We start from the raw sequence: 26,919 nt of genomic DNA on the forward strand, positions 1-26,919 counted from the left end.
AATAAAGCCAGTGGAGGTTCATCATGCTAGTTAAAAATACAGATCCAAACTTAAAGGTATTTACCTTAAATTCCAATCCGGCGTTGGCAGCGGAAATTGCCAAAACAATCGGCGTAGAACTAGGTAAGTGCTCTGTTACACGTTTCAGTGATGGAGAAATTCAAATCAATATTGAAGAGAGCATTCGTGGTTGTGATGTTTATATTATTCAATCAACAAGTTCTCCTGTAAATGAGCACATCATGGAGCTTCTTATCATGATTGATGCTTTAAAACGCGCTTCTGCTAAAACAATTAACTTGGTAATACCTTACTATGGTTATGCACGTCAAGATCGTAAAGCTCGTGCACGTGAACCAATTACAGCTAAGCTGGTAGCGAATCTGTTGGAAACTGCAGGAGCTACTCGTGTTATAACGTTAGACTTGCATGCACCGCAAATTCAAGGATTCTTCGATATTCCTATCGATCACTTGATGGGTGTGCCAATTTTAGGGGAATATTTCAGCAAAAGGGAATTCGACGGCGATATTGTCATCGTATCACCAGACCATGGCGGTGTAACAAGAGCTCGTAAGCTTGCAGAGCGTCTTAAAGCACCAATTGCTATCATTGATAAACGACGTCCTAAACCGAATGTGGCTGAAGTCATGAACATCGTCGGAAATATCGAAGGAAAAATTGCTATTCTTATTGACGACATCATTGATACTGCTGGCACAATTACTCTTGGAGCAAATGCTCTTGCTGAGAATGGAGCGAAGGAAGTGTACGCTTGCTGTACACACCCTGTTCTGTCTGGACCTGCCATGGAAAGAATTAAGAATTCAAAAATAAAAGAGCTTGTAGTTACAAACTCTATTGAGCTTCCAGAAGAAAAGCTTACAGATAACGTAATTCAACTTTCTGTAGCAGAATTGCTTGGAGAAGCAATAATCAGAGTTCATTCCGATCAGTCAGTAAGCTATCTTTTTGATTAAGAAATATGTCGCTCTCTGTTAAGGGGAGCGACTTATTTCTATTGGGATATTGGTCTTCTGTATTCTTTCACTCTTAGGAAAAAATTACCTAGTTACTAACTAGTATGTTTAAAATAGCTAGTTTTAGGGAATTTTTTATATATAGTGATTTGAATATAATGGAGGCGAATTTTATTATGAGTGCAACATTACAAGCAAAAAAGCGTACGGTTTCTAAGCATTCGGTGTTAACGGATTTAAGGACTAAAGGAGACATTCCAGGCGTGGTTTATGGTTCCAAAGTGGACAGCACATCTATTACGCTAAATGAAGCGAACTTTTTAAAAGTATTGAAGGATGTTGGACGCAATGGAGTTATTTCCTTGGATGTCGATGGTGATAAGCACAATGTTGTGCTGAACGAATATCATTCTGATCCGATTAAACGAACAATTCTACATGTTGACTTTTTAGCGGTTGATTTATCAAAAGAAATAACTGCAACAGTCAGAATCAATCTTACTGGCGAATCAAGCGGCGTAAAGGATGGCGGCGTTCTGCAGCAGGCGCTGCATGAAGTCGAAGTAACAGCAAAGCCTAACGATATTCCTGCTGCTATTGATATTGATATCAGCAGCCTGCAGGTTGGCGAAACGCTATCTATCTCTGATATTAAAGGATATGACAATCTGGAAATTAACCATGAGGCAGATGAAACCATTGCTTCCATACTTCCTCCAAGACAAGAGGAAGAAATAAGCACTGGTGAGCAGCAAGATGGTGGAATTCCAGAAAATGTAGAAGGCAGAGAAACGACTGTTGAGGAAACAGATTAATTTTTAGGTAATATGGACCTTTTGTATGTATTTAATGATTAAATGCTTAAAAAAGGAAGGTATGCATTAAATGGATGTAGAATATCAAATAGGATGGCAAGTTGTGCTTGTTCCTATTTGATATATACATACAAGCTGTGATAATCAATAATGGAGGCTTGGCCGATTGAGAAGTTATTGGCAAGCCTTCTTTTTCTGTATATAAACAAGAATAAAAGGGTGAATTTCATGAAATTGGTAGTAGGCTTGGGCAACCCAGGAAAGCAATACGAAAAAACAAGGCATAATATTGGCTTTGAAGTTATAGATTATATATCTAAAGAGTATGGAATCCCTTTGGATAAATCTAAATTCAAGGGACAATATGGCATCGGGATGATTAATGGAGAAAAGGCAGTACTGTTAAAGCCGCTGACGTACATGAACTTGTCTGGGGAATCCATCCGCCCAATCATGGACTATTATGATATTAAAACAGAGGATATCGTTGTAATATACGACGATTTAGATTTGCCAGTCGGCAAAATAAGATTGCGACAAAAAGGAAGCTCTGGCGGACATAATGGGATTAAATCGACGATTGCCCATACAGGCACTGAAAAATTTAATCGTATTCGTGTCGGAATTGACAGGCCCCAGAATGGGATGAAAGTGACAGATTATGTTTTAGGAAGATTTACGAAGGAAGAGCAAGAGGCTTTGGAAATCATTGTGAAGAAATGTTCTGATGCTTGTGAACAGTGGATGAAAGAACCATTCCTGCAAGTGATGAATATATATAATATCCAGTAAGCGTTTTAAGGCCGCTGTGCTTTTAGATTCTTAAGTATAACTTCCCTCCAAAAGGTAAATACTAGCACTAGTATAAAGCTTTAAGGAGGCCTGCTTTATGGCTATACATTATAATTGCCGTCATTGTGGAGTAAAGATAGGAAGTATTGAAGCGAAGTCTGTTGAAACTTCCCGGCTGGGCTTTGATATCTTGACAGAACAAGAAAGAGCAGAGATGATAAATTACAGCGGGTCAGGCGATATTCATATCAAGTCCATTTGTGAGGATTGCCAAGAATCATTAGCTAAAAATCCAGGTTATTATGAAACCGATTATTTGATTCATTAATGTTATGAAAGCATTTCATGGCGAAAGAAGCTTTGGAGCGATTCCAAAGCATTTTTCCGTTTGCTTGTTTACAGAATTTTGGAGACTTAATGTAATATAATATTATTGATCTAAACAAAAAAATTATAAATAGATAAACAGGCTTCAAGGGGCAGATAAAATGTATGATAGGTGTAATTTGTACGAAAAAACAAGATTGTTTTTTCATTTTTTAAGTAGGGAGGGAATCTTCTATTGTTAGGCCTAAAAAAATTATTCAATAAACAGGAAGACATTAAAAATGTCATGTCTGGTGTTGAGGCGGGGTTGAAGGAACAAATAGTTTCTGGTTTATCTAACTCTGCAAGAACACTATTTATGACTTCTATATATGAGCAAACAAAAAGACCAGTGGTTGTAGTAGCACCAAATCTGCTTCAGGCACAAAAACTTTATGATGATATAACTAATGTAGTGGACGAGAAGGAAGTATTCTTGTACCCTGCCAATGAGCTTATAGCTGCTGAAATTAGTATCTCCAGTCCAGAATTAAAGGCACAGCGGATTGAAGTGCTAAACCACTGGACAAATGATAAAACAGCTAAAGGGATACTGATTGTCCCTGTTGCGGGTTTGAGAAAGATGCTTCCACCAAAAAGTCTGTGGCAAGCACAGCAAATTGAACTTGAAGTCGGTAAGGATATTAATCTGGAAGAGCTCATCCAACGCTTTGTTACGACTGGATATGTACGAACAGATATGGTTTCTGCCCCTGGTGACTTCAGTTTAAGAGGGGGTATATTGGATATTTATCCTTTAACTGAGGAGTATCCCCTACGTATGGAATTGTTTGATACAGAAATTGATTCTATTCGAACATTCTCACTAGAAGACCAGCGTTCAAAAGAGAAGCTCTCTTCCATAACAATTGGTCCAGCAACAGAGGTTATTATTAATACAGTTGAGCTGGAGGCTTTTGCAGCAAAGGTCGAGACTGGCTTGGCAAAAAGTCTGAAAAAGATTAAAGATGAAAAGACGAAGACACTGCTTGCACAGAATATAGGACATGAGATTGAGCAGCTGAAAAATGGCCAGAAGCCGGAGCAGCTCTATAAATATTTATCTCTTCTATATCCTGATCATACAAGTTTGATAGACTATTTACCAAAAAATGGTCTGGTTTTTATTGATGAAATTAGTAGAGTTCAAGAGATGAACGATACATTGGAGAAGGAAGAGGCTGATTGGTATACTGGCCTGCTGAATGAAGGGGAAATCATTCATGACATGAAGCTTTCGCAAAATGTCCAAGATTTGCTTCATAAGGCTGTGCAGCCAATTGTTTATATGTCTTTATTCCTGCGCCATGTTCCGAATACGAATCCGCAGAATATCATTAATGTTACGTGTAAACAAATGCAAAGCTTCCACGGGCAAATGAATGTGCTTAAATCTGAGATGGATCGTTGGAAGAAGAATAAGTACTCTGTCCTTGTTTTAGCGAACAATCAGGAAAGGTTAGAGAAGCTAGAACAAGTGCTTCAAGATTATGATATTCAGGCAGATATTCAAACAGACAATGACAGGATTGCGACAGGCAAAATTCAGCTGCTGGAGGGAAGCCTTCAGTCTGGCTTTGAAATGCCATTATTAAAGCTTGCTGTTATTACTGAGGAAGAGCTATTTAAGACTAAAGTGAAAAAATCATCTGCACGGAGGCAAAAGCTTTCTAATGCAGAAAGAATAAAGAGCTATTCTGAGTTGAAAATTGGCGATTATGTTGTGCATGTAAATCACGGGATTGGTAAGTACTTAGGAATTGAAACATTGCAAATCAATGGTATTCATAAAGATTACCTCCATTTACGCTATCAAGGCAGCGACAAGCTGTATGTTCCTGTTGATCAGATAGACTTAGTGCAAAAATATGTAGGGTCAGAGAGCAAAGAGCCAAAAATATATAAATTGGGCGGCAATGATTGGAAGAAGGTTAAGAAGAAGGTTGAATCATCTGTTCAGGACATTGCTGATGATCTTATTAAGCTATATGCAGAGCGGGAAGCAGCCGTCGGCTATGGTTTCTCTCCAGATGGAGAAATGCAGCGGGAATTTGAATCATCCTTTGCATACCAAGAGACAGAAGATCAGCTACGCTCTATCCATGAGATCAAAAGGGATATGGAAAGAGAACGTCCAATGGATAGACTGTTATGTGGAGATGTTGGCTATGGGAAAACGGAAGTTGCCATTCGTGCAGCCTTCAAAGCAATTGCAGATGGAAAGCAAGTCGCTTTTCTTGTGCCTACAACCATCTTAGCACAGCAGCATTATGAGACTTTGAGAGAGCGATTCCAGGATTATCCGATTGAAATAGGATTATTAAGCAGATTTAGGACAAGAAAGCAGCAGACAGACACTATTAAAGGGTTAAAAGCAGGCACCTTTGATATCGTTGTGGGAACACATCGTATTCTTTCAAAGGATATTACTTATCGTGATTTAGGTTTGCTGATCATTGATGAAGAACAGCGTTTTGGTGTTACGCATAAAGAAAAAATCAAGCAGCTAAAAACTAACATAGATGTTCTGACATTAACAGCAACTCCTATTCCGAGAACGCTGCATATGTCAATGCTGGGTGTGCGCGACCTTTCTGTTATTGAGACACCGCCGGAGAACCGCTTCCCAATACAGACATATGTAATGGAATATAACGGAGCACTAGTGCGTGAAGCGATTGAAAGGGAATTGGCACGTAACGGGCAAATCTACTTCCTGTATAACCGGGTTGAAGATATTGAACGGAAAGCAGAGGAAATATCGATGCTTGTCCCAGATGCAAGGGTAACATATGCCCACGGGCAAATGACCGAAAATGAGCTGGAATCGGTTATGCTCAGCTTCCTAGAGGGAGAGTTTGATGTGTTGGTTAGCACAACCATCATTGAGACAGGTGTAGATATCCCGAATGTAAATACACTAATTGTTCAGGATGCTGATCGCATGGGTCTTTCCCAGCTTTACCAGCTGCGCGGACGTGTGGGACGCTCAAACCGGGTTGCCTATGCATACTTTACTTACCGCAAGGATAAAGTTCTCACAGAAGTAGCAGAAAAAAGGCTGCAGGCAATCAAGGAATTTACTGAACTTGGTTCAGGCTTCAAAATTGCCATGAGAGATTTGACGATAAGAGGAGCAGGTAATCTTCTCGGAGCACAGCAGCATGGATTTATTGATTCAGTCGGATTTGATTTGTATTCTCAAATGCTCAAGGATGCTATTGAAGAAAGAAAAGGTACATTTGATGAGCAGCAGAAACAGACAATTGATCTAGATCTGGATATTGATGCTTATATCCCAGACTTTTATATTAGTGATGGTCAGCAGAAGATTGAAATGTATAAGAGGTTCAGAGGGGTTGCGTCCTTTGATGAGCTTTCAGAGCTTCAGGATGAAATGGTCGACAGATTTGGAGATTATCCATCTGAGGTTGCTTATTTGTTCAAATTGACAGAAATGAAGCTGTATGGAAAAGCTGCTGGAGTAGAGCTTATTAAACAATCGAAAGAAGAAGTTCTGATTCTATTGTCTGAGCATGGCAGCAGTTTAATGGACGGACAGAAGATTTTCGAGAAGAGTTCGAAGTTTGGCCGTATGATTGGTTTAGGAATGGATGGCAAAAAATTAAAAATCGTCCTCCATGTAAAAGGAATTGAAACAGATAAGTGGCTAAATGCTTGTTATGAAATGGTAGAGGCATTGAGCACATTTAAAAAAGAGCCTCAAGAGGCAAGCTGAAAATATGATAACTGAAAACTGTTTGGAGAGGGCATCATGCTTGTATCCAAACAGTTTTTTTGTCTTATTATGCCTATGCGCAGGTTTATCTAATATGGACAGGGGTAAAGAAAACCAGAGATATAATTGCTAAAAGGCAGCTTTTTAATGGATTCCGCTTTTTTGTCAAAGCAATGCCAATGTTTATGTTTTGTTTTGGAAAAAATGTCTTTAGCCGCAACTGTAAATTTTGCAGAAAATGTCCCGTGTTACCTAAGATGGTAATATTCACATCGAAGAGAAAATTTTACGTAGTTAATGCATAGAACTTTCCATATGAAAGATACTAAGTTTAAATATGGTAGCATTTCATATTTTACAGAAGAAATACTTACCAATATTAAAAAATCATCTGATGAAAGTGAGGCAACATGAAATGAAAGCAACTGGAATTGTGCGTCGAATCGATGATTTGGGTCGTGTCGTTATCCCAAAAGAAATCAGAAGAACTTTACGTATCCGTGAAGGAGATCCACTGGAAATATTCGTAGATCGCGATGGGGAAGTAATTTTGAAGAAGTATTCTCCTATTAGCGAGCTAAGTGATTTTGCTAAAGAGTATGCAGAAGCTCTTTATGATAGCTTAGGAAACTCTGTATTAATTTGTGACAGGGATACCTATATCGCAGTTGCCGGTGGATCGAAGAAGGAATATTTAAACAAGAATATCAGTGAAGTTATTGAGAAGGCAATGGAGGACAGAGGATCAGTCCTTATTACACAGCAAGAGCAAATTGCACTCGTAGATAACAATACAGAAACTGTTTCTGCCTATACCATCGGACCAATCATTGCAAATGGTGATCCAATTGGTGCAGTTATCATTTTTTCTAAAGAAGGTACTCTTGGCGAGGTAGAAAAGAAAGCAGTAGAAACTGCTGCTGGCTTTTTAGCTAGACAAATGGAATCCTAATCTTAATATTGTTAAGGGCAGCTATATTGGCTGCCTTTTTTGTTGTTTTTAAAAGAAAATCAGTGTCTTGTTATATGAAGTGTAGAACAAATCTGTTATAATAAAGGTATAACAAGTAAGGAGAATAAAAATGTATATTAAATTAGACCCTCAATCAGACTTCCCTATTTATGCGCAATTAATACATCAATTAATGGAGGGAATTTTAAAAGGGGAATTAAAGGAGGGAGACATGCTTCCTTCTGTAAGGTCCTTAGCAGCTGACCTAGGTATTAACATGCATACAGTTAATAAAAGCTATCATGAGCTCGAAAAGAGAGGAATTATTCAAATTATCCCGAAATCAGGGGCGATTGTAAGACTTCAACATGCGAATCCTGGGTCTGAGCATTATGAGCGGCTTGTTAGAGAAATGAAGCCAGTATTGCTTGAGGCAATGACATTAGGAATGGGGAAAGCAGAGATAAACGGTCTTGTAGAATTGCTGATCAATGAATATAAGGGGGAATAAACATGGAACAAGGAATATTTATAGTGTTAATGGTTTTTCAAACAGTGATGCAAAGTATTATCCCTGTTGTCATGAGAAAAACACATGTATTTGGTGTGTATGTACCGGATGAGTATAAAGATGAAAAGAGGGTGCAGTTTTATAAAAAACTATATGTGATCAGTTACTCAGCCGGTTCACTGGCTATTATTGCTGGTTATGCAATATGGATGAATGAACTGAATCCAAGTGTTAGAGCAGCTTTAGGTATGGTGCTTCTATTATCTTCGATGCTTTGGGGACTAATCTTATATTTTTACTGCCATGGAAAGATGTCGGAGTTGAAGAAGCGTACAGGTTGGTCTGCCGCTTTAAAGGAAGTGAAGATTACAGACTTGAGCGTCAGAAAGCTCGACGAAATGCTGCCATGGTTTATAGTAGCTATGCCGATTCTTTTAACACTAGGTTTAAGTGTGCTTACCCTCACGCAATATACTCAAATACCAGACAGTATTCCAACCCACTGGGGAGCTAATGGTCAACCAGACAGTTTTACGGAAAAAAGCTATCTTTCCGTTCTTTCCCATCTGCTGCTCCTATTGGTTATGCAGTCCATGTTTGTTGCCATCCACGAATTTACTAGAAAATCGGGAATCAAGATTAGCGCTTCTAACAAATCTGGTTCTAAGACAAGGCAGCTGCTTATGAGAAAGTACAACAGCTGGTTTTTAGCGATCATCTCTTTAGTAATAACGGTATTGTTGTCCTTCCTGCAATTATCCATTATTTATCCCGGCATATTTGCCGAGACTCTAATGCTGTTATTCCCGTTAGCATTTCTAGCGGTAGTATTGATTGGGACTCTTGTATATGCAATTAAAGTAGGAAAGCTAAATGTGCAGCTTGAGGCATTGACAAAAGCTGACGTCACGAAGGAAGTTTCTGATTTTGACTCAGACTATCATTGGAAGGGAGGACTTTTCTATTTCAATAAAAATGATCCATCGTTGTTCGTAGAGAAAAGGTTCGGAATAGGCTGGAGCATCAACTTTGCACAACCTTTAGGATATGCCATCATTTTTGGACCTCTCATTCTTATTATAATTGTGACATCTTTTCTGTAACAGAAAAAAGGAAAATGCTTTTTCACATTTTCCTTTTTTTAGCATTTTTTATGGGGTGTGCAAAGGCAACTAGGGTGGAATTGTGCTATAATACAAGCGAAACAGAAGATGGAAGGGGCCTTGCTTGTGCCTAAACAATCAAATAATTGGTTCACAGGTGCTATCATCCTGACAGTTGGAGCGCTTGTCGTAAAAATATTGAGCGCTGTATACAGAATACCCTTTCAAAATATAGTCGGAGATACAGGTTTTTATATATATCAACAGGTTTATCCAATCTATGGTGTGGCAATAGCTTTAAGTACATATGGATTTCCCGTTGTTATATCTAAGCTATATACAGAAATGAAATCAAAGGGCGATGTAATTGGACTGGAAGGACTTATTCGTTCCTCTTTTTTGCTTTTATACTCCTTGGGAATAGGCTCATTCTTGTTCTTATTCTTTGGAGCAGAGTATTTGTCAGCTGCTATGGGTGATGAAGAGTTAGCTATTCTGATTAAAGTGATATCATTTGCCTTTTTATTCACACCTTTTGTTGCTACATCTAGGGGATTGCTCCAAGGAGAAGGCAACATGGTTCCAACTGCTTTTTCTCAAGTTGCTGAACAGTTGATGAGGGTAGGCACCATTCTTTTTTGCTCCGTTTATTTCATAAGCAAAGGCTATTCGTTATATGCGGTTGGAGCAGGTGCGATGCTTGGCTCTGTAACAGGAGGTTTGCTTTCCTTTTTAGTGTTGTTTTACTTTTATAAAAAGCATCACTCTCTGCGTAGTATCTCGTCTGTTCGCAAATTATGGAACAGTGATAATAGAAAAATTATAAAAAGAATCATATATGAAGGAATTACTATTTCAATAAGCAGTATGCTGCTCATCTTATTACAGCTTGCTGACTCTTTAACAATTTATACTCAGCTTCTTTCTGCTGGAATTAATGAAGAAGAGGCAAAGGTGCTTAAAGGAATATATGACAGAGGACAGCCGTTAATACAGCTTGGGACAGTCATTTCTACTTCAATGGCTTTAACATTAGTACCATTTATTTCAGGTGAAAGAATGAAAAAGGAAAAGAGCATTTTAGCTGAAAAGGTAAGATTTTCACTAGTGGTCAGCCTTTTCTTTGGGTTTGGTGCCTCCGTTGGTCTGCTAAGCATGATTAGTGAAGTAAACAGCATGCTGTTCCAAAATGAACAAGGGTCCCAGGTACTAGCGGTTTTATGCTTTGTCATTCTGCTTAATGCAATGATTGTTACATGTACTGCAGTACTTCAAGGATTGGGTTCTACTCTTTTCCCAGCTGTTATTGTTTTATTTGGGTTTGTCATTAAGTATGTGTTAAACGGCCCGTTTGTTTCTGCGTTTGGAACGAGCGGAGCAGCCTATGCGACTAACTTAACACTGCTTATCATTCTTGTATTAATGGCTGTTAAATTATATATGCTATTGAAAGTGCCGCTTGTAAATAGCAAGCATATAGTCATTATTTTGTTTGCGGCTATATGTATGTACTTATCTGTTGAAGGGTATATTCTTCTGACAGATATATTTATGCAAAGAGAAGACAGCCGTTTGCTGTCCGCATTTCAATCTCTGACGGGAGTAGTGCTTGGAGGATTTGTTTATGTCTTCCTCGTTCTTAGAGGCAATGTGTTTAAAGAGCAAGATTTGCTGGTATTGCCGTTCGGAAGGAAGTTAAGCTGGTTTTTACCTAAGAAAGGAAGAAAATAGCATGAGAAACATTGAAGTAATAGGACTAGGTGCAGGTGATATTGACCAGCTTCCGCTTGGTGTTTATAGAAGCTTAATGAATAATAAGCAAAAGGTTTATGTGCGTACGAAGGATCATCCTGTTCTTGCTGTACTTGAAGAAGAGGGCGGCGAATTTATTTATATGGATTATATATATGAGAAGCATGATCAATTTGACGCTGTTTATAGTGAAATCGTGGATGTTTTAATGGTAGAGGCAGAGAAAGAAGCTATCGTGTATGCAGTGCCAGGTCATCCTCTTGTAGCAGAAAAAACAGTTCAGCTCCTTATTGAAAAAAGTGAAAAGGGTGAGGTTAACTTAAAGATTGGCGGAGGTCAAAGCTTTTTAGATAATATCTTTCAAGCGTTGAAAATTGACCCTATCGATGGTTTTCAGCTACTGGATGGTACAGACTTGCGAAAAGATGAGTTGCAGTTCACGCAGCATCTTATCATTGGACAAGTATATGATGCTTTTTCAGCATCTGAAGTTAAGCTTACCTTAATGGAAAAGCTTCCTTATGACTATCCTGTAGTGATTGTAACAGCTGCAGGCAGTGCGCAGGAGCGCATCAAGGAAATTGAGCTTCATGAATTGGATAGAGAGGTAGAGTTGAATAACTTAACATCGTTATATATTCCACCAGTGCAAGAGGAGCGAATGCTTTATAAACAGTTTGCAAAGTTGCGGCAGATTATTGCAACATTAAGAGGTCCCGAAGGATGTCCCTGGGATAAGGAACAGACCCACGAGTCGCTTAGAAAATATTTAATTGAAGAATCATTTGAACTTATTGAGGCAATCAATGAGGGTGATATCGATAATATAATAGAAGAACTCGGAGATGTATTGCTGCAGGTTATGCTTCATAGCCAAATAGGTGAAGATGAAGGCTATTTCTCCATTGATGATGTGATAGAAGGAATATCAGAAAAAATGGTGCGGAGACATCCTCATGTTTTTGGAAAAGAGAAGTTAGAAACAGTGGAAGATGTCTTGGATACATGGCAGCAAGCAAAAACTGCGGAAAAGCCAGAAAAGCAAGCTTCCTTGCTTGATGGGGTTTTAAGTAGCTCGCCTAATCTTTCCAGAGCTTATGATCTTCAAAGTAAAGCGGCAAAAGCTGGATTCGATTGGCCGGAAGTTGCAGAAGCTTGGGATAAAGTGAAAGAAGAAATGATAGAGTTCAGAGAAGAAGTAGAGAATGGGGCAAGTAAAGAAGAAATGGAAAAAGAATTTGGCGACATTCTGTTCTCGTTTGTAAATGTAGCTAGATATTACAAGATAGATCCAGAATTAGCTGTTTTCCGCACAAATCAAAAGTTCATCAGCCGTTTTCATTTTATTGAAGCAAAGGTTAAGGAATTGGGTAAGGAAGTGCAGGAGCTGCCATTAGAAATTTTAGATAGTTATTGGGAAGAAGCTAAACAGATGGAGAAAGAAAACAGATAAGGAGTGAATAGACATGCGATTAGATAAATTTTTAAAAATTTCCAGATTAATTAAAAGAAGAACATTGGCTAAAGAGGTTGCAGATCAAGGACGTATTCTTATAAACGGAATTCAGGCAAAAGCCAGCAGTAATGTTAAAGTGGGCGATGAACTGCAAGTCCGTTTTGGCCAAAAGCTAGTGACGGTCCAAATAGAAATACTGCAAGAATCTACAAAAAAAGAAGATGCGGCTAATATGTATAAAATCATTAAAGAAGAGACAGTATCCTAGTTTAACTAAAGGAATTACCGGGGAATAAAAGACAGAGTAACCAAGCGATCAATTTTTGGGAAAAGAGCTTGTTCTTTTTTCGACTCCCTCCTCATACACTTGTACAAATGATTGTACTTTTGTGATTGTGAGGGATAAGGATATGAACCAAAATTATGATTCCAATACTGCGAAAACGAGCAACATAGAGCATGATGTTATCATGAGAGGAAGAAGATTGCTTGACATTACAGGAGTTAAGCAAGTGGAAAGCTTTGATAATGAAGAGTTTTTGCTGGAGACAGTGATGGGTTTCTTATCTATTCGAGGACAAAACCTGCAAATGAAAAACCTGGATGTGGAAAAAGGGATTGTTTCTATTAAGGGCAAAGTGTTTGAATTGATTTATGTTGATGAACAAAGCGGAGAAAAAGCTAAGGGTTTCTTTAGCAAGATATTCCGATGACACTATCTACACAATTCATGACCATGCTGGCTATGGTTGGCATGGGTTTGTTTTTTGGGATAAGCTTAGATACGTATCAGTTCTTTTTGAAAAGAGCTGAAAGGAAAAGAACCATTGTCTTTTTCCATGACCTCCTTTTTTGGGTTTTGCAGGCTTTGTTAATATTTTATGTGCTATTTTTAGTGAACCAAGGTGAAATTAGAATCTATTTGGTACTAGCAGTGTTATTAGGTTTTGCAGCATACCAAGCCTTATTGAAATCAATTTATCTTTCGTTTTTGAAGCTTATTATTTCTGTTAGTGTCCGATTCTACCAGCTTACTGTCAAGTTAGTGGTAAATCTTATCTATAAACCTATAAAAACACTTCTCTTATTTATGGTTTCTGTGGTAATTTTCTTGTTAAAGGGACTTATGGCACTTGTCAACTTTATTATCAGGGTATTAAGATTTATTCTGAAGATAGTTTTGTTGCCGTTTAAATGGCTATTGTCCTTAATATGGCTGATTTTGCCGAAAAGGATTAAATTATTCGTCGAGAAATATTCTGGGAAATTGGCAGGATATTATACCATGATAAAGAAATATGTTAAGGAATGGATAAAAAATAGAAAAAAACAGTAAGGAAGGGAGGAGCAGAGTATGAGTGTATTAAAAAAAACAGATGTGACAAAATTACAAACAGAATATACAGTACAGCAAGAAGAACTGAGTATCAGTGCAGCAAGAAAAAAGAAGCTGTTGTTCCGAAGGTTAACTGCTTTCTCTATCTGTGCACTGGCTATCGGCTTTTTCATGATTTCAACACTCATATCCCAAAGCTCCACTTTGGAAGAAAAGGCTGCTGAAAAGGAAAAGCTTGATGGAAAGATCGCTATGTTGGAGAAGGAAGAAAAGCAGTTAAAGGAACAAATTGTGAAATTGAATGATGAAGATTATTTGGCCAAGCTTGCAAGGAAAGATTTGCTTCTTTCTGAAAAAGGGGAAATTATCTTCAGTATCCCAGATAAGAACGATTAAACAGGCGCTGATGGAAAATAATAAGGTCAACAGTTATATTGACACCCTTTTTTTTCATTTTGTATAATATAGTATAAGTATGATTTTTTATATCCTTAAGGAGGCAAAACTTTTTTATGTCAATCGAAGTAGGCAGCAAGTTACAAGGAAAGGTAACAGGAATTACTAATTTTGGTGCGTTTGTAGAACTCCCAGAAGGTGCAACTGGTCTTGTTCACATTAGTGAAGTCGCAGATAATTATGTAAAAGACATTAATGATCACTTAAAGGTCGGAGACGTAGTGGAAGTGAAAGTCATTAATGTGGAGAAAGATGGCAAGATTGGCCTGTCTATTAAAAAGGCAAAAGATAGACCGGAAAGACCAGAAAGACCAGAAAGATCCCATGATCGTGGGGAGCGCAGAGAGTCTAGAGGCGGCTACTCCAATAACGCATCAAGACCTCGCAATGCGAAATCGCATGATAACCGTGCTCCAAAGGAAAACTTTGAATCAAAGATGGCTCGTTTCCTAAAAGACAGTGAAGATCGGTTAGCTTCTCTTAAACGAAATACTGAGTCTAAACGCGGGGGAAGAGGCGCTAGACGAGGGTAACTTGCTGCTGAATTTTTTATAAAAAAGCAGGGTTTATCGTTCGTATATTCCCATAGCTTAAAGCAAGCCATAACGGCTTGCTTTTTTTGTTTTTATTGTTAAAGAACAAAAAAAGGACGATAGATTAATCTATCGTCCTTTTTAAAGGATAGCGGCGGAGGGGATCGAACCCCCGACCTCACGGGTATGAACCGTACGCTCTAGCCAGCTGAGCTACACCGCCATGTATGAAAGGCGCCTTAGGCACAAGATATATAATACAAACTTTTTCGATAAAAGTCAACTGCTTTTTTTTATGACAAAGTAAACATGGTGATTAATATAAAAAGTCGAAACTGACACTCATTTTTTGACAAATAAAACAAGCCCTAGAAGATTACAGGAAAAGATAGGAGCAAGGTTATTCATGCAGTTAATGGTAAGCAAACACAGGCGCTGATTAGTTAATTATAATCTTTAGTCGAAAAGAGAAACAGGAATATGTCAGCTATAGCTTTAGCGAATTTTGTTTAAATGCAAGAAATTGCTTGAAAGAAGTCGAGCGAAATATATAGGCTTGTCCGCTCTTTTGACAAACTTTTACTATTACAACTCTTATAATTGTGTGCAACGATACCTGATAGGGAGTTGAGTTAAATGGAAAAAGTGGAAAGGGATATTATGGACGGTATTGCAGATGTAGACTTTGGCAAATCAAAAGAGGGATTTGGCGTTATATATCATAAATTCCATACGAAAGTAGAAAGCTTTTTTTTGGCCAAAGGCTATATACTTTTGGTTATTGGTTTTCTTTTGGGGAGAGCGCTAATTCTGGCTAAATTGACCCCGTTTGTCCTCCCTTTCTTTGCGGCGGTGTACTTAACGCGAAAGGATAAGGCGCCTTTAGCGCTAGTAGGCTTAATTGGAGGAGCTGCTACTCTTTCCTTAAGGGAGGCTTTTATTAGTTTTATACTCGCATTTTTATTCCTCATTATTTATAAACCTCTCAGTAAGTGGAGAAAAAATGAGAATAATAATAATTTTGTCCCTGTTCTTGTACTTTCAACTGTTTTGTTAGTTAGCTTAGGCGAGTCTTATATTATTTCGGGCGCAATTACAATGTATGGAGCGATGATGGCGCTTGTTGAAGCGAGTCTAGGATATATTCTTACTTTAATTTTTATGCAGAGTCTGCCATTATTGACTATCGGCAAAAGGAGACAAGCATTAAAAACAGAAGAAATCGTATGTCTCATTATTATGCTGGCTTCTGTTATGACGGGAACAATCGGGTGGAGTCTGTATGACTTGTCAATCGAACATATTATGTCACGCTACTTAGTGCTTTTATTTGCATTTATGGCAGGTGCAACAATTGGCTCGACAGTAGGGGTTGTAACTGGTCTTATATTTAGTCTGGCAAGCATTTCGAGTTTCTATCATATGAGCTTGCTTGCGTTCTCTGGTTTACTTGGCGGATTATTGAAGGAAGGCAGAAAGGTAGGTGTTGCATTAGGACTTTATATTGCAACACTATTAATCGGCATGTATGGAGAAGGTGGCGGTGTGCTGTCAGTTTCCCTTATGGAAACAACTGTCTCTGTTTTTCTATTTATGCTTACGCCATCTTTACTTACGTCACGGATAGCCAAGCATATTCCAGGTACTGCCGAATATTCGCAGGAGCAGCAACAATATATGAGGAAAATGCGTGACGTCACAGCTCAAAGAGTCTCCCAATTTTCCACAGTGTTTGAAGCACTTTCAAATAGTTTTTCTGCGAATAATATACAAAAAGATATAGACGATTCAGATAGAGAGCTTGATTATTTCTTAAGCAATGTGACAGAAAAAACATGTCAAACTTGCTTTAGAAAAGAAGCTTGCTGGGCAAGGAACTTTAATACAACTTATGACTATATGAAAGATATTATGACAGAAATGTCAGAGACGGATGGTAGTATTTCATTAGGGTTATCACGAGAATGGGAGAAGCATTGTACAAGATCGAAAAAAGTAGTAGATGCGATTCATCAGGAATTAACACTGTATCAAGCAAACCAGAAACTTAAAAAGCAAGTTCAAGAAAGCAGAAAGCTAGTTGCAGACCAATTATTAGGTGTTTCAGAGGTGATGGGGGATTTTGCGAAAGAAATACAAAGAGAAAGAGAAAACCACCATAAACAGGAGGAATTAATACTTGAAGCTATCCAAGAATTTGGCATTCATATTGAGAATGTGGAAATTTACAGTCTAGAACAAGGAAATGTTGATATTGACATAACCATTCCATATAACACAGGATTCGGAGAGTGTGAAAAGCTTATAGCGCCAATGCTGTCAGATATTTTAAATGAAACAATCATTGTCAATAAAGAAGAGACTGGAGCTTATGGGAATGATTACAGCCATGCAACATTCCGTTCTGCAAAAGCATTTGTCGTTGAAACAGGTGTTGCTCATGCTGCAAAGGATGGTGGGTTTATCTCGGGAGACAGTTATTCAACGATCGAACTTGGATTAGGCAAATATGCTGTAGCAATAAGTGACGGGATGGGTAATGGAGAGCGGGCGCATATCGAAAGTGAGGAAACATTGCAGCTTCTCCAGAAAATACTTCAATCTGGAATTGAAGAACAGGTTGCGATCAAATCTATCAACTCTGTGCTGTCATTAAGAACAACTGATGAGGTATTTGCAACTCTAGATTTGGCGATGATTGATTTGCAAAATGCAAATGCTAAGTTTCTTAAAATTGGGTCCACACCAAGTTTTATAAAAAGGGGATCGAAAGTAATTAAAATACAAGCTAGCAACTTGCCGATGGGGATTGTTCAGGAATTTGATGTTGATGTGGTAAGTGAGCAATTAAAAGCAGGAGATTTATTGATCATGATGAGTGATGGGGTATTTGAGGGACCAAAGCATGTCGAAAACTTTGACTTGTGGATGAAGAGGAAAATCAAAGAGCTTAAAACAGAAAGTCCACAGGAGGTTGCTGACCTTATTATGGAAGAGGTTATCAGGTCTCGGTCTGGTCTAATTGAGGATGATATGACTGTGCTTGTAGCACAGATTAACCATAATATACCGAAATGGGCTTCTATCCCAATGAGAGGATTTCATCAAAAAGCAAACTAGTTCACTAAAATAGAGGTATAAATGCTCTCTTTTCCGTCGAAAATGGGACTAACTCATTAATAGATGGAGGGGAGAAATATGAAAACAGGTACAATAAAACAAATATTGCTTATAACAGACGGGTGTTCTAATCAGGGAAATGATCCAATTGCAATGGCTGCATTAGCGAACGAACAAGGAATTACTGTAAACGTAATCGGGGTAATGGAAAAGGATATTATTGATGATCGTGGTTTGAAAGAAATAGAGGAAATTGCCCTTTCAGGCGGAGGGGTGAGTCAGGTTGTATACGCTCAAGCTTTAGCGCAAACAGTTCAAATGGTAACAAAAAAAGCAATGACTCAAACATTGCAGGGCGTTGTCAACAAAGAGCTGCAGCAGATATTAGGAAAATCAAGCAGTGTGGAAGATTTACCACCGGAAAAACGGGGAGAAGTGATGGAGGTTGTCGATGAGCTCGGTGAAACAGTTGAGCTGGAGGTGCTTGTTTTAGTTGATACTAGTGCGAGTATGAAGCATAAGCTTCCTACAGTGAAAGAAGCTTTGATTGACTTGTCTTTGAGTTTGAATGCAAGATCAGGTGAAAACAGATATTCAGTATTTGTATTTCCCGGGAAAAAGAAAGATGTCGAAAAGCTGCTTGACTGGACTCCGCGGCTAGAATCATTAACAAGTATTTTTTCTAGGCTTACAACTGGGGGTATTACACCTACTGGTCCGGCTTTAAAAGAAGCAATCCAATACTTTAAGCAAAAACGTTCATTAAGGAGTCTGATTAGACGTGACGATGATGAATTCTATGAAGAGTCCATTTAAGATTAATCGCGGAACAATAATCAAAGGGAAATGGCATCGGAAGGATTATACCATAATTAAAGAGCTTGGCTTTGGGGCAAATGGGACTGTGTTTCTCGCAGACTCTGCCCTTGGAAAGGTTGCTTTAAAGCTAAGTGATAATGGCATGTCAATTATTTCAGAGGTAAATGTATTAAAATCCTTTGCTAAGGTCCAAGGTTACAGCCTTGGACCTTCTTTAATAGATGTTGATGATTGGGTCACGACGAGTGGAACAGTATCTTTTTATGTTATGGAGTATATAAATGGACCTGATTTATTAACTTATATTGAAAATAAGGATAGTTCTTGGGTCAATGTATTAATGATACAGCTATTAAAGGATCTTCAAGTTCTACATGATAACAATTGGGTGTTCGGAGATTTAAAGCCGGAAAACTTAATTATAAATGGGCCTCCTACTAGAATAAGATGTATTGATGTAGGTGGTACTACTATTATAGGCAGAGCAATAAAAGAGTTCACAGAATTTTATGACCGCGGCTACTGGGGACTCGGATCAAGAAAGGCAGAGCCTTCTTATGATCTGTTTGCTGTCGCTATGATTATGATAAATATTTTTTATCCGAAGAGATTTAATAAGCTAGAAGGAGGACTTAAGCAGCTCCAAATGATGATTCAAAAGAAGCGGGAATTATTACCTTATGAACTGGTGCTAACAAAAGCGCTAACTGGTAGATACGGCAGTGCTAATGAGATGAGAGGCGAGCTGATTAAACTTTCTAGCGGCCAAGAAGCTAGGACAAATACAAGGACAAGCAACTCTGGCAAAACAAAGGCTCCATCTATAAAAAACAGAGGGGCTAGTCCAAAAAGAGCACAGGCACAGCAAAAAAAGATGGCCAAAAAGAAAAAAAGGACAGGTTATCTAGAATCTATTCTATTAATAGTAGTCATATCATTGCTTTATATTGTATATATTTATGGTCAATTGACTTAATATACGATAGGAAACATAAGGGAAAGCATTTGATGTAGCTTTCGCAAAAATGTTATTCTTACATAAGCAGACTGCATGCTTACATAAAAAGGTCATAACAGATTACTATGCAGAATAGTGATAAATTAAGGAAGTATTTTAATGTTGGAAGAAAAGGTAGTAGAGTATCTGAAAAAGAAGGAATTGTCGCTTAGCGGTGCGAGAGTGCTTGTTGGAGTGTCTGGTGGACCAGATTCCTTGGCACTGCTTCACTTCCTTTGGAGCAAAGAGTCAGCCTGGAATATAAAGGTGATAGCGGCACATGTTGATCATATGTTCAGAGGGGAGGAATCATTAGAAGATGCAAAATTTGTAGAAGAATTTTGCAAGGGAAAATCCATTCCATTCATTTGGAAGCAAATCGATATGCCGGCTATTATAAAGCAAACCGGAAAAAATGGCCAGCTGGCTTCACGAGAATGCCGATATGCATTTTACAAAGAAATTATGGAAGAGAGCGGTATATCCCTTCTTGCCCTCGGTCATCATGCAGATGATCAGATTGAGACGATTTTAATGCGCTTGACGAGAGGAAGTAGTGCTAAGTCGAGAGCTGGAATTCCCTTCAGCCGCCCTTTTGGGCCGGGAAGATTATTTAGGCCATTTTTATGTTTAGAAAAGCAGGAAATAGAGGAATACTGTAATAGGCATATGCTTTTCCCTAGAAGAGATCCGAGCAATGATAAAGAAGTATACAGCAGGAACAGATTTCGAAAGCATGTTCTGCCATTCTTAAAGCAGGAAAATCCGAATGCCGCAGCCCATTTTCAGCGTTTTAGCGAGGAAGCGGAGGAGGACGAGGCCTTTTTATTGGCAGCAACGAAATCAGTTTGGAGTAAAGTGGTAAAGAGCCAGAGAGAAAATGAGATAACAGTTGATATTAACGCATTCCTCTCAATAGCTATTTCTTTACAAAGAAGATGTATTCATCTAATATTAAATTATCTCTATAAAGAGAAGATATCTTCCTTATCCGCATTACATACTAACCAAATTATTGCATTGTTTCAGAATCCTCATTCTTCCGGAAACATTGATCTCCCAGAAGGTTTGAAGGTAATTAAATCCTACCATTTGGCACACTTTCAATTAAATATTTCACCAAATGAACCCTTTTATCATGAATTTTTGAAATCGGGAGAGATATTATTACCAAATGGGCATTATATTAGGGTAGAATATACTAGCAGCATTCAAACTCCGATTGCAGATGCTATCCTTGTTGATCCTGAATCAATTACCTTTCCGCTTGTTATAAGGACAAGGAAAAACGGGGATAAGATACAAGTTAGAGGAATGAATGGGATGAAGAAAGTGAAGAAACTGTTCATCGATGCAAAGATTCCTCTGCAAGAGAGAGACGGATGGCCAATCATTACAGATGGGAACGATAACATATTATGGGTTCCTGGGCTAAAAAAATCTGTTTTTTCTTTAAAGCAGGCGAATAGTGGTTATAATCTATTAATAACATATAAAAAGCAATGATCTTCTAGGGGGCACACAAGCAATGAAACATGATATCGAAAAAATATTGATTTCTGAAGATGAACTACAAGGCAAGATTAAGGACCTTGGTTTTCAATTAACAGAGGATTATAAGGATAAATTTCCTTTAGCTGTAGGAGTGCTTAAAGGAGCTATGCCATTTATGGCTGACCTTTTGAAACGCATGGATACATATCTAGAAATGGACTTTATGGATGTTTCTAGCTATGGAAACTCAACAGTATCTTCTGGTGAAGTGAAAATCTTAAAGGATTTGGATACTTCTGTAGAAGGAAGAGATATCCTCATTATTGAAGACATAATTGACAGCGGCTTAACATTAAGCTACCTTGTTGAGCTATTCCGTTACCGCAAAGCAAAATCCATCAAGATTGTGACGCTGCTTGATAAGCCTTCTGGAAGGAAAGTAGATTTACAAGCTGATTACATTGGATTTATCGTTCCAGATGAATTTGTTGTAGGTTATGGACTTGATTATGCTGAAAGATACCGTAATTTGCCTTACATTGGTGTTTTAAAACCAGAAGTTTATACTAACAATAACGAGTAATTGGAGTGACAGGGAAGTTTTGTGTTCAAGAGGGTAATTTCTTGAATTTACACAATTTTCTATGTTACTATACAATATAGTTTGTTTACCGTGGGAGGAGGTAAGGGATGAACCGTATTTTCCGTAATACCATCTTTTATTTATTAATATTTTTAGTAATTATTGGTGTGGTAAGTTTCTTTAATGGTAATAACGAGCCAACCAAGCAATTATCGTATACCGATCTGATTAAGCACCTTGAAGAAGGTGATGTCAGTTCCATTACACAGCAGCCTGAACGAGGCGTTTTAGAATTACGCGGGCAGTTAGATTCTTACAGTGAAGATGAATACTTCGTTTCTTACGTAACGAATAATGAAACTGTTCAAAACCGCATTGATAAAGCGGCTACAGAAGGATCAAAAATTGATGTCCTTCCTGCTCAAGAAACGAGCAGCTGGGTGACATTCTTTACTTCTATTATTCCTTTTGTCATTATATTCATCTTGTTCTTCTTCTTGCTCAACCAAGCGCAAGGCGGCGGCAGTCGAGTAATGAACTTTGGAAAGAGCAAAGCGAAGCTTTATAATGAAGAGAAGAAGAAAGTCCGTTTTAAAGATGTAGCAGGAGCGGATGAAGAGAAGCAAGAGTTAGTAGAAGTTGTAGAATTCCTGAAAGACCCAAGAAAATTTGCTGAGCTAGGAGCAAGAATTCCGAAGGGTGTCCTTCTTAATGGACCTCCAGGAACAGGTAAAACATTATTAGCAAGAGCTGTCGCAGGTGAAGCAGGAGTTCCATTCTTCTCCATCAGCGGATCTGACTTTGTGGAAATGTTTGTTGGGGTCGGTGCATCTCGTGTACGTGACCTATTTGAAACAGCGAAAAAGAATGCACCATGTATTATCTTTATAGATGAGATTGACGCAGTAGGTCGTCAGCGTGGGGCAGGGCTCGGCGGAGGCCATGATGAGCGTGAACAAACTCTGAACCAATTGTTGGTTGAGATGGATGGTTTTGGAGCAAACGAAGGGATCATCATTATCGCTGCGACTAACCGACCGGACATTCTTGACCCAGCGTTATTGCGTCCAGGACGTTTTGACCGTCAAATCACTGTTGACCGACCTGATGTTACTGGCCGTGAAGCAGTATTGCGTGTACATGCCCGCAACAAGCCATTAGATCCATCAGTAGATTTAAAAAGCATTGCGATGCGTACACCTGGTTTCTCAGGCGCAGATTTAGAAAACTTGCTTAACGAAGCAGCACTTGTCGCTGCAAGAGCAGATAAGAAAAAGATTGATATGGAAGATATGGATGAGGCAACAGACCGTGTAATTGCTGGTCCGTCCAAAAAGAGCCGTGTCATTTCTAAAAAAGAAAGAAATATTGTGGCATACCACGAAGCTGGTCATACAATCATAGGTGTTGTCCTTGATGAGGCAGATATGGTGCATAAAGTTACCATCGTACCAAGGGGTCAAGCTGGAGGCTATGCAGTTATGCTTCCAAAAGAAGACCGCTTCTTACTGACAAGGCAAGAGTTGTTAGACAAAATTACTGGATTGCTTGGCGGCCGTGTGGCAGAGGATATTGTCTTCGGTGAAGTCAGCACTGGTGCACATAATGATTTCCAAAGAGCAACAAACATTGCTCGCAAAATGGTTACTGAATATGGAATGAGCGAAAAGCTTGGACCGCTTCAATTCGGTCAAGCGCAAGGAGGTCAAGTCTTCCTTGGCAGAGATTTGAATAATGAACAAAACTATTCAGATGCTATCGCATATGATATTGACCAAGAAATTCAACGCATCATTAAAGAGAGCTATGAAAGAGCGAAAACAATCTTAACTGAAAACAGGGAGAAGCTAAACTTGATTGCCGAAACATTGTTAGAAATCGAAACATTGGATGCGGAACAAATCACTAGCCTGTATAAAGATGGAGTTCTTCCAGACCGTTCTAAAAAATCATTCACAAATGATGATGTGAAAGTCAACATCAATATGAAAAAAGAAGATGAAGAGACTAAAGAAGATTAAAACCTTCACTATAAGGGAATGCACACTTGTGCATTCCCTTTTTTCTTCCGTAAAGTTCATTGGATTTCACTTACATATGCTCGTATGTTATGATATTTTAGTGCTAATAATCCATACATCTATTAAGGGCAACAGCTGCTTAAATAGATGGTGTTTGAAGAATAATAAAAAAGTGGTGACTGACTTTGATTTTTGTTTTTGATATTGGGAATACAAATATAGTGCTAGGTGTATACGAAGGCGATAAGCTGACACAACACTGGAGAATAGAAACGAACCGCTTTAAAACGGAAGATGAATATGGCATGATAATCAAGTCTCTGTTTGACCATGTGGGCTTAAAGTTTTCGGATATTGACGGAATTATTATTTCCTCTGTAGTACCGCCGATTATGTTCTCTCTAGAAAGAATGTGTCATAAATACTTTAATATTAAACCGTTAGTAGTTGGTCCTGGAACGAAAACAGGGCTGAACATTAAATATGATAATCCAAAAGAGGTAGGTGCAGACAGGATTGTTAATGCAGTTGCTGCGATACATGAATACGGGAGCCCATTAATAATTGTAGACTTTGGAACTGCAACAACATTCTGCTATGTTAATGAGCATAAACAATATATGGGTGGAGCTATTGCACCTGGTATTAATATTGCGACAGAAGCTCTATATTCTAAAGCTGCTAAGCTGCCGAGAATAGAAATTGCCCGACCGGATGGAGTGGTAGGCAAAAACACAGTATCTGCTATGCAGTCTGGAATATTATATGGATATGTTGGACAAGTTGAGGGTATTGTAAAGAGAATGAAAGAGCAGAGCTCAGAAAATCCAAAGGTAATTGCAACAGGCGGACTAGCTAATCTCATCAGTCAAGAATCAAATGCAATTGACGTAGTAGATCCATTTTTAACATTAAAAGGTTTACAGCTTATATATAAGAAAAATAAGGAAAAGTAAGTAATAAGAATATAGGAAAAGAGGTATTTTATGAGTGATTATTTAGTAAAGGCTTTAGCCTTTAACGATCAAGTACGTGCATATGCTGTTAGAAGCACAGAGACAGTTGCTGAGGCTCAACGCAGGCACTACACTTGGCCTACTGCATCTGCGGCATTAGGAAGAACTTTATCTGCTACAGCAATGTTGGGAGCAATGCTTAAAGGTGATCAAAAGCTAACGGTGAAAGTAGATGGAGATGGACCTATAGGGCTAATCCTTGTTGATGGAAATGCGAAAGGTGAAGTAAGGGGCTATGTAACGAATCCACAAACTCATTTTGATTTAAACGAACATGGAAAGCTGGATGTTAGAAGAGCGGTAGGAACAGAGGGAACACTGTCTGTTGTTAAAGATATCGGAATGCGTGACTACTTCACAGGGCAAGTGCCGATTGTATCTGGGGAGCTTGGAGAAGATTTTACTTACTACTTGGTGACATCAGAGCAAGTACCTTCATCTGTCGGTGTCGGAGTACTTGTTAATCCAGATAACTCAATCTTAGCGGCTGGCGGATTCATCATTCAGCTTATGCCAGGAACAGATGATGAAACCATCACAAAAATTGAAAAGAGATTACAAGAAATACCGCCGATTTCTAAGCTGATTGAAAAAGGTCTTACTCCGGAAGAAATTCTGGAAGAAATCTTTGGAAAAGATAATATGAAAATTATTGAGAAGATGCCCGTATCGTTCACATGTACATGCTCAAAGGAGCGATTTTCAACGGCAATTATCAGTTTAGGCAAGGCAGAAATAGAAGATATGATCGCAACAGATGAAAAGGCTGAAGCACACTGCCACTTCTGTAATGAAAAATACCTTTTCTCCAAAACTGAATTAGAGGAGCTTCTTGAAGAAGCGCTATAAAAAATAAGCCTGGTGCATGTTTGCACCAGGCTTATTTTTTTATTCTGGTAAGTAGATTTTCAATCAAGGCTTATGTTTGGATTTTTTCGAAAATAAGAACAAATCAATTGACAAAATGGGCATTCATTGATAAATTAATAATTAATAGAATACCAATTAAGATACTCGGATTAAGAGATAAGGGAGAGATTAAGAATGACTCGTATAGCTAATTCAGTTGTAGATTTAATAGGTCAAACTCCTATTGTAAAATTAAACCGTTTAACAGATGAAGCAAGTGCAGATGTATATCTTAAACTAGAATATATGAATCCAGGTAGCAGTGTTAAAGACCGTATTGCTCTAGCGATGATTGAAGCTGCTGAGCAGAGCGGTGATTTGAAGCCTGGCAGCACACTTATTGAGCCTACTAGCGGAAACACAGGGATTGGCTTAGCAATGGTTGCAGCTGCAAAAGGATATAAAGCAATTCTTGTTATGCCTGAAACAATGAGCTTGGAGCGCCGTAACTTGCTAAGAGCATACGGTGCAGAACTAGTATTAACACCAGGACCTGAGGGCATGGGTGGCGCAATTCGCAAAGCGGAAGAATTGTCTAAAGAAAATGGATATTTCCTACCACAGCAGTTTAAAAATGTTTCTAATCCTGAAGTTCATAGAAGCACTACTGGTCCAGAAATCGTGGCAGCTTTTGGTGATGAAGGCTTAGATGCGTTTATCGCAGGAATTGGCACTGGCGGAACAATTACAGGAGCCGGAGAAGTATTAAAAGAAAAATATAATGATATTAAAATATATGCAGTAGAACCAACGGATTCTCCGGTATTATCTGGAGGAAAACCAGGTCCTCACAAAATTCAAGGAATTGGGGCAGGTTTTGTGCCAGAAATCCTGAATAGTGAAGTTTATGATGATATTATTCAAGTAACAACAGATCAAGCATTCGAATATGCTAGAAAAGCAGGTAAAGAAGAAGGTATTCTTGGTGGAATCTCTTCTGGTGCTGCTATCTATGCTGCCATTAAGGTTGCTAAAGAACTAGGAAAAGGCAAAAAAGTCTTGGCTGTAATTCCAAGTAACGGAGAGCGTTATTTGAGCACAGCTTTATACCAATTTGATGAAGAGTAATCATGCAAGAAAAAGACAGCCGGTGGGCTGTCTTTTTTTTGCTTAGCAATATAGACGGCCACCTGAAAAATGCCGGCAAATTTTTTTGTTTTTCCTCTGCT

Annotated in this window: 24 protein-coding genes and 1 tRNA gene; 24 read left to right on the top strand and 1 reads right to left on the bottom strand. The window is 38.4% G+C overall.

All coding sequences use genetic code 11. From position 1 onward, the window contains the following. Positions 1–23: 23 nt before the first annotated feature. The 15 genes from L8T27_RS00305 (at position 24) to L8T27_RS00375 (ending at position 14,791) form a co-directional block, all read left to right on the top strand. Entirely contained in the window at positions 24–980 is a 957-nt protein-coding gene (locus L8T27_RS00305; protein WP_192486463.1) for a ribose-phosphate diphosphokinase, read from the top strand. A gap of 176 nt (positions 981–1,156) precedes the next feature. Beyond that, positions 1,157–1,795: a 50S ribosomal protein L25/general stress protein Ctc gene (locus L8T27_RS00310; protein ID WP_192486464.1), complete on the top strand. Its 639-nt coding sequence runs from the start codon at positions 1,157–1,159 to the stop codon at positions 1,793–1,795. A gap of 228 nt (positions 1,796–2,023) precedes the next feature. Then, positions 2,024–2,587: an aminoacyl-tRNA hydrolase gene (gene pth / locus L8T27_RS00315; RefSeq protein WP_192486465.1), complete on the top strand. Its 564-nt coding sequence runs from the start codon at positions 2,024–2,026 to the stop codon at positions 2,585–2,587. A 97-nt stretch (positions 2,588–2,684) separates the two neighbouring features. Continuing rightward, positions 2,685–2,915 carry an anti-sigma-F factor Fin gene (fin, locus tag L8T27_RS00320; RefSeq protein ID WP_192486466.1) on the top strand — a complete coding sequence of 77 codons (231 nt, stop codon included), beginning with the start codon at positions 2,685–2,687 and terminating at the stop codon, positions 2,913–2,915. A gap of 234 nt (positions 2,916–3,149) precedes the next feature. After that, positions 3,150–6,692 carry a transcription-repair coupling factor gene (gene mfd, locus L8T27_RS00325; protein ID WP_237940512.1) on the top strand — a complete coding sequence of 1,181 codons (3,543 nt, stop codon included), beginning with the start codon at positions 3,150–3,152 and terminating at the stop codon, positions 6,690–6,692. A gap of 415 nt (positions 6,693–7,107) precedes the next feature. Continuing rightward, positions 7,108–7,644: a stage V sporulation protein T gene (spoVT, locus tag L8T27_RS00330; protein ID WP_192486470.1), complete on the top strand. Its 537-nt coding sequence runs from the start codon at positions 7,108–7,110 to the stop codon at positions 7,642–7,644. Positions 7,645–7,774: 130 nt separating this feature from the next. Continuing rightward, positions 7,775–8,155, top strand: a complete 381-nt coding sequence (locus L8T27_RS00335; RefSeq protein WP_237940513.1) for a GntR family transcriptional regulator — start codon at positions 7,775–7,777, stop codon at positions 8,153–8,155. Between the two features lie 2 nt (positions 8,156–8,157). Then, positions 8,158–9,258, top strand: coding sequence for a DUF1648 domain-containing protein (locus tag L8T27_RS00340; RefSeq protein ID WP_233318798.1), 1,101 nt, complete (start codon positions 8,158–8,160; stop codon positions 9,256–9,258). Positions 9,259–9,384: 126 nt separating this feature from the next. Beyond that, positions 9,385–10,989, top strand: a complete 1,605-nt coding sequence (locus L8T27_RS00345) for a putative polysaccharide biosynthesis protein (RefSeq protein WP_237940514.1) — start codon at positions 9,385–9,387, stop codon at positions 10,987–10,989. A gap of 1 nt (position 10,990) precedes the next feature. Then, positions 10,991–12,463, top strand: a complete 1,473-nt coding sequence (yabN, locus tag L8T27_RS00350; protein ID WP_237940516.1) for a bifunctional methyltransferase/pyrophosphohydrolase YabN — start codon at positions 10,991–10,993, stop codon at positions 12,461–12,463. Positions 12,464–12,476: 13 nt separating this feature from the next. Beyond that, entirely contained in the window at positions 12,477–12,734 is a 258-nt protein-coding gene (locus L8T27_RS00355) for an RNA-binding S4 domain-containing protein (RefSeq protein WP_233318792.1), read from the top strand. A gap of 142 nt (positions 12,735–12,876) precedes the next feature. Continuing rightward, positions 12,877–13,179, top strand: a complete 303-nt coding sequence (gene yabP, locus L8T27_RS00360; protein WP_233318790.1) for a sporulation protein YabP — start codon at positions 12,877–12,879, stop codon at positions 13,177–13,179. Next, entirely contained in the window at positions 13,176–13,802 is a 627-nt protein-coding gene (yabQ, locus tag L8T27_RS00365) for a spore cortex biosynthesis protein YabQ (RefSeq protein ID WP_233318788.1), read from the top strand. The genes yabP and yabQ overlap by 4 nt, the downstream gene beginning before the upstream one ends. A gap of 18 nt (positions 13,803–13,820) precedes the next feature. After that, complete coding sequence (locus L8T27_RS00370; protein ID WP_237940518.1) at positions 13,821–14,198, top strand: FtsB family cell division protein; 378 nt, start codon at positions 13,821–13,823, stop codon at positions 14,196–14,198. 116 nt (positions 14,199–14,314) lie between these two features. Beyond that, complete coding sequence (locus tag L8T27_RS00375) at positions 14,315–14,791, top strand: S1 domain-containing RNA-binding protein (RefSeq protein WP_233318785.1); 477 nt, start codon at positions 14,315–14,317, stop codon at positions 14,789–14,791. A gap of 149 nt (positions 14,792–14,940) precedes the next feature. On the opposite strand, the gene L8T27_RS00380 is transcribed toward L8T27_RS00375, so the two are convergent. Next, a tRNA-Met gene (locus L8T27_RS00380) sits at positions 14,941–15,014 on the bottom strand. Positions 15,015–15,427: 413 nt separating this feature from the next. On the opposite strand from L8T27_RS00380, the gene spoIIE reads away from it, so the two are divergent. The 9 genes from spoIIE to cysK all read left to right on the top strand — a co-directional run bounded on the left by spoIIE (position 15,428) and on the right by cysK (position 26,818). Then, complete coding sequence (spoIIE, locus tag L8T27_RS00385; protein WP_237940520.1) at positions 15,428–17,911, top strand: stage II sporulation protein E; 2,484 nt, start codon at positions 15,428–15,430, stop codon at positions 17,909–17,911. A 78-nt stretch (positions 17,912–17,989) separates the two neighbouring features. Then, positions 17,990–18,727, top strand: a complete 738-nt coding sequence (locus L8T27_RS00390) for a vWA domain-containing protein (protein ID WP_237940522.1) — start codon at positions 17,990–17,992, stop codon at positions 18,725–18,727. Continuing rightward, positions 18,699–19,706 carry a protein kinase domain-containing protein gene (locus L8T27_RS00395; protein ID WP_237942192.1) on the top strand — a complete coding sequence of 336 codons (1,008 nt, stop codon included), beginning with the start codon at positions 18,699–18,701 and terminating at the stop codon, positions 19,704–19,706. The genes L8T27_RS00390 and L8T27_RS00395 overlap by 29 nt, the downstream gene beginning before the upstream one ends. A 141-nt stretch (positions 19,707–19,847) precedes the next feature. After that, positions 19,848–21,233, top strand: a complete 1,386-nt coding sequence (tilS, locus tag L8T27_RS00400) for a tRNA lysidine(34) synthetase TilS (RefSeq protein ID WP_237940524.1) — start codon at positions 19,848–19,850, stop codon at positions 21,231–21,233. Positions 21,234–21,255: 22 nt separating this feature from the next. Then, positions 21,256–21,804, top strand: a complete 549-nt coding sequence (gene hpt, locus L8T27_RS00405) for a hypoxanthine phosphoribosyltransferase (RefSeq protein WP_233318777.1) — start codon at positions 21,256–21,258, stop codon at positions 21,802–21,804. Positions 21,805–21,911: 107 nt separating this feature from the next. Next, positions 21,912–23,825: an ATP-dependent zinc metalloprotease FtsH gene (gene ftsH, locus L8T27_RS00410; RefSeq protein WP_237940525.1), complete on the top strand. Its 1,914-nt coding sequence runs from the start codon at positions 21,912–21,914 to the stop codon at positions 23,823–23,825. 185 nt (positions 23,826–24,010) lie between these two features. Then, the gene (locus tag L8T27_RS00415; RefSeq protein ID WP_233318773.1) at positions 24,011–24,781 is read left to right on the top strand and encodes a type III pantothenate kinase; all 771 of its coding nucleotides are present in this window, start codon (positions 24,011–24,013) and stop codon (positions 24,779–24,781) included. A 30-nt stretch (positions 24,782–24,811) separates the two neighbouring features. After that, entirely contained in the window at positions 24,812–25,690 is an 879-nt protein-coding gene (hslO, locus tag L8T27_RS00420) for an Hsp33 family molecular chaperone HslO (RefSeq protein ID WP_233318771.1), read from the top strand. 195 nt (positions 25,691–25,885) lie between these two features. Next, positions 25,886–26,818 (top strand): cysteine synthase A, encoded by a 933-nt coding sequence (gene cysK / locus L8T27_RS00425; protein ID WP_233318769.1) that lies wholly within the window; start codon positions 25,886–25,888, stop codon positions 26,816–26,818. Positions 26,819–26,919: the final 101 nt, after the last annotated feature.

This window comes from Niallia sp. Man26 (assembly GCF_022049065.2).
Lineage (GTDB): Bacteria > Bacillota > Bacilli > Bacillales > Cytobacillaceae > Niallia.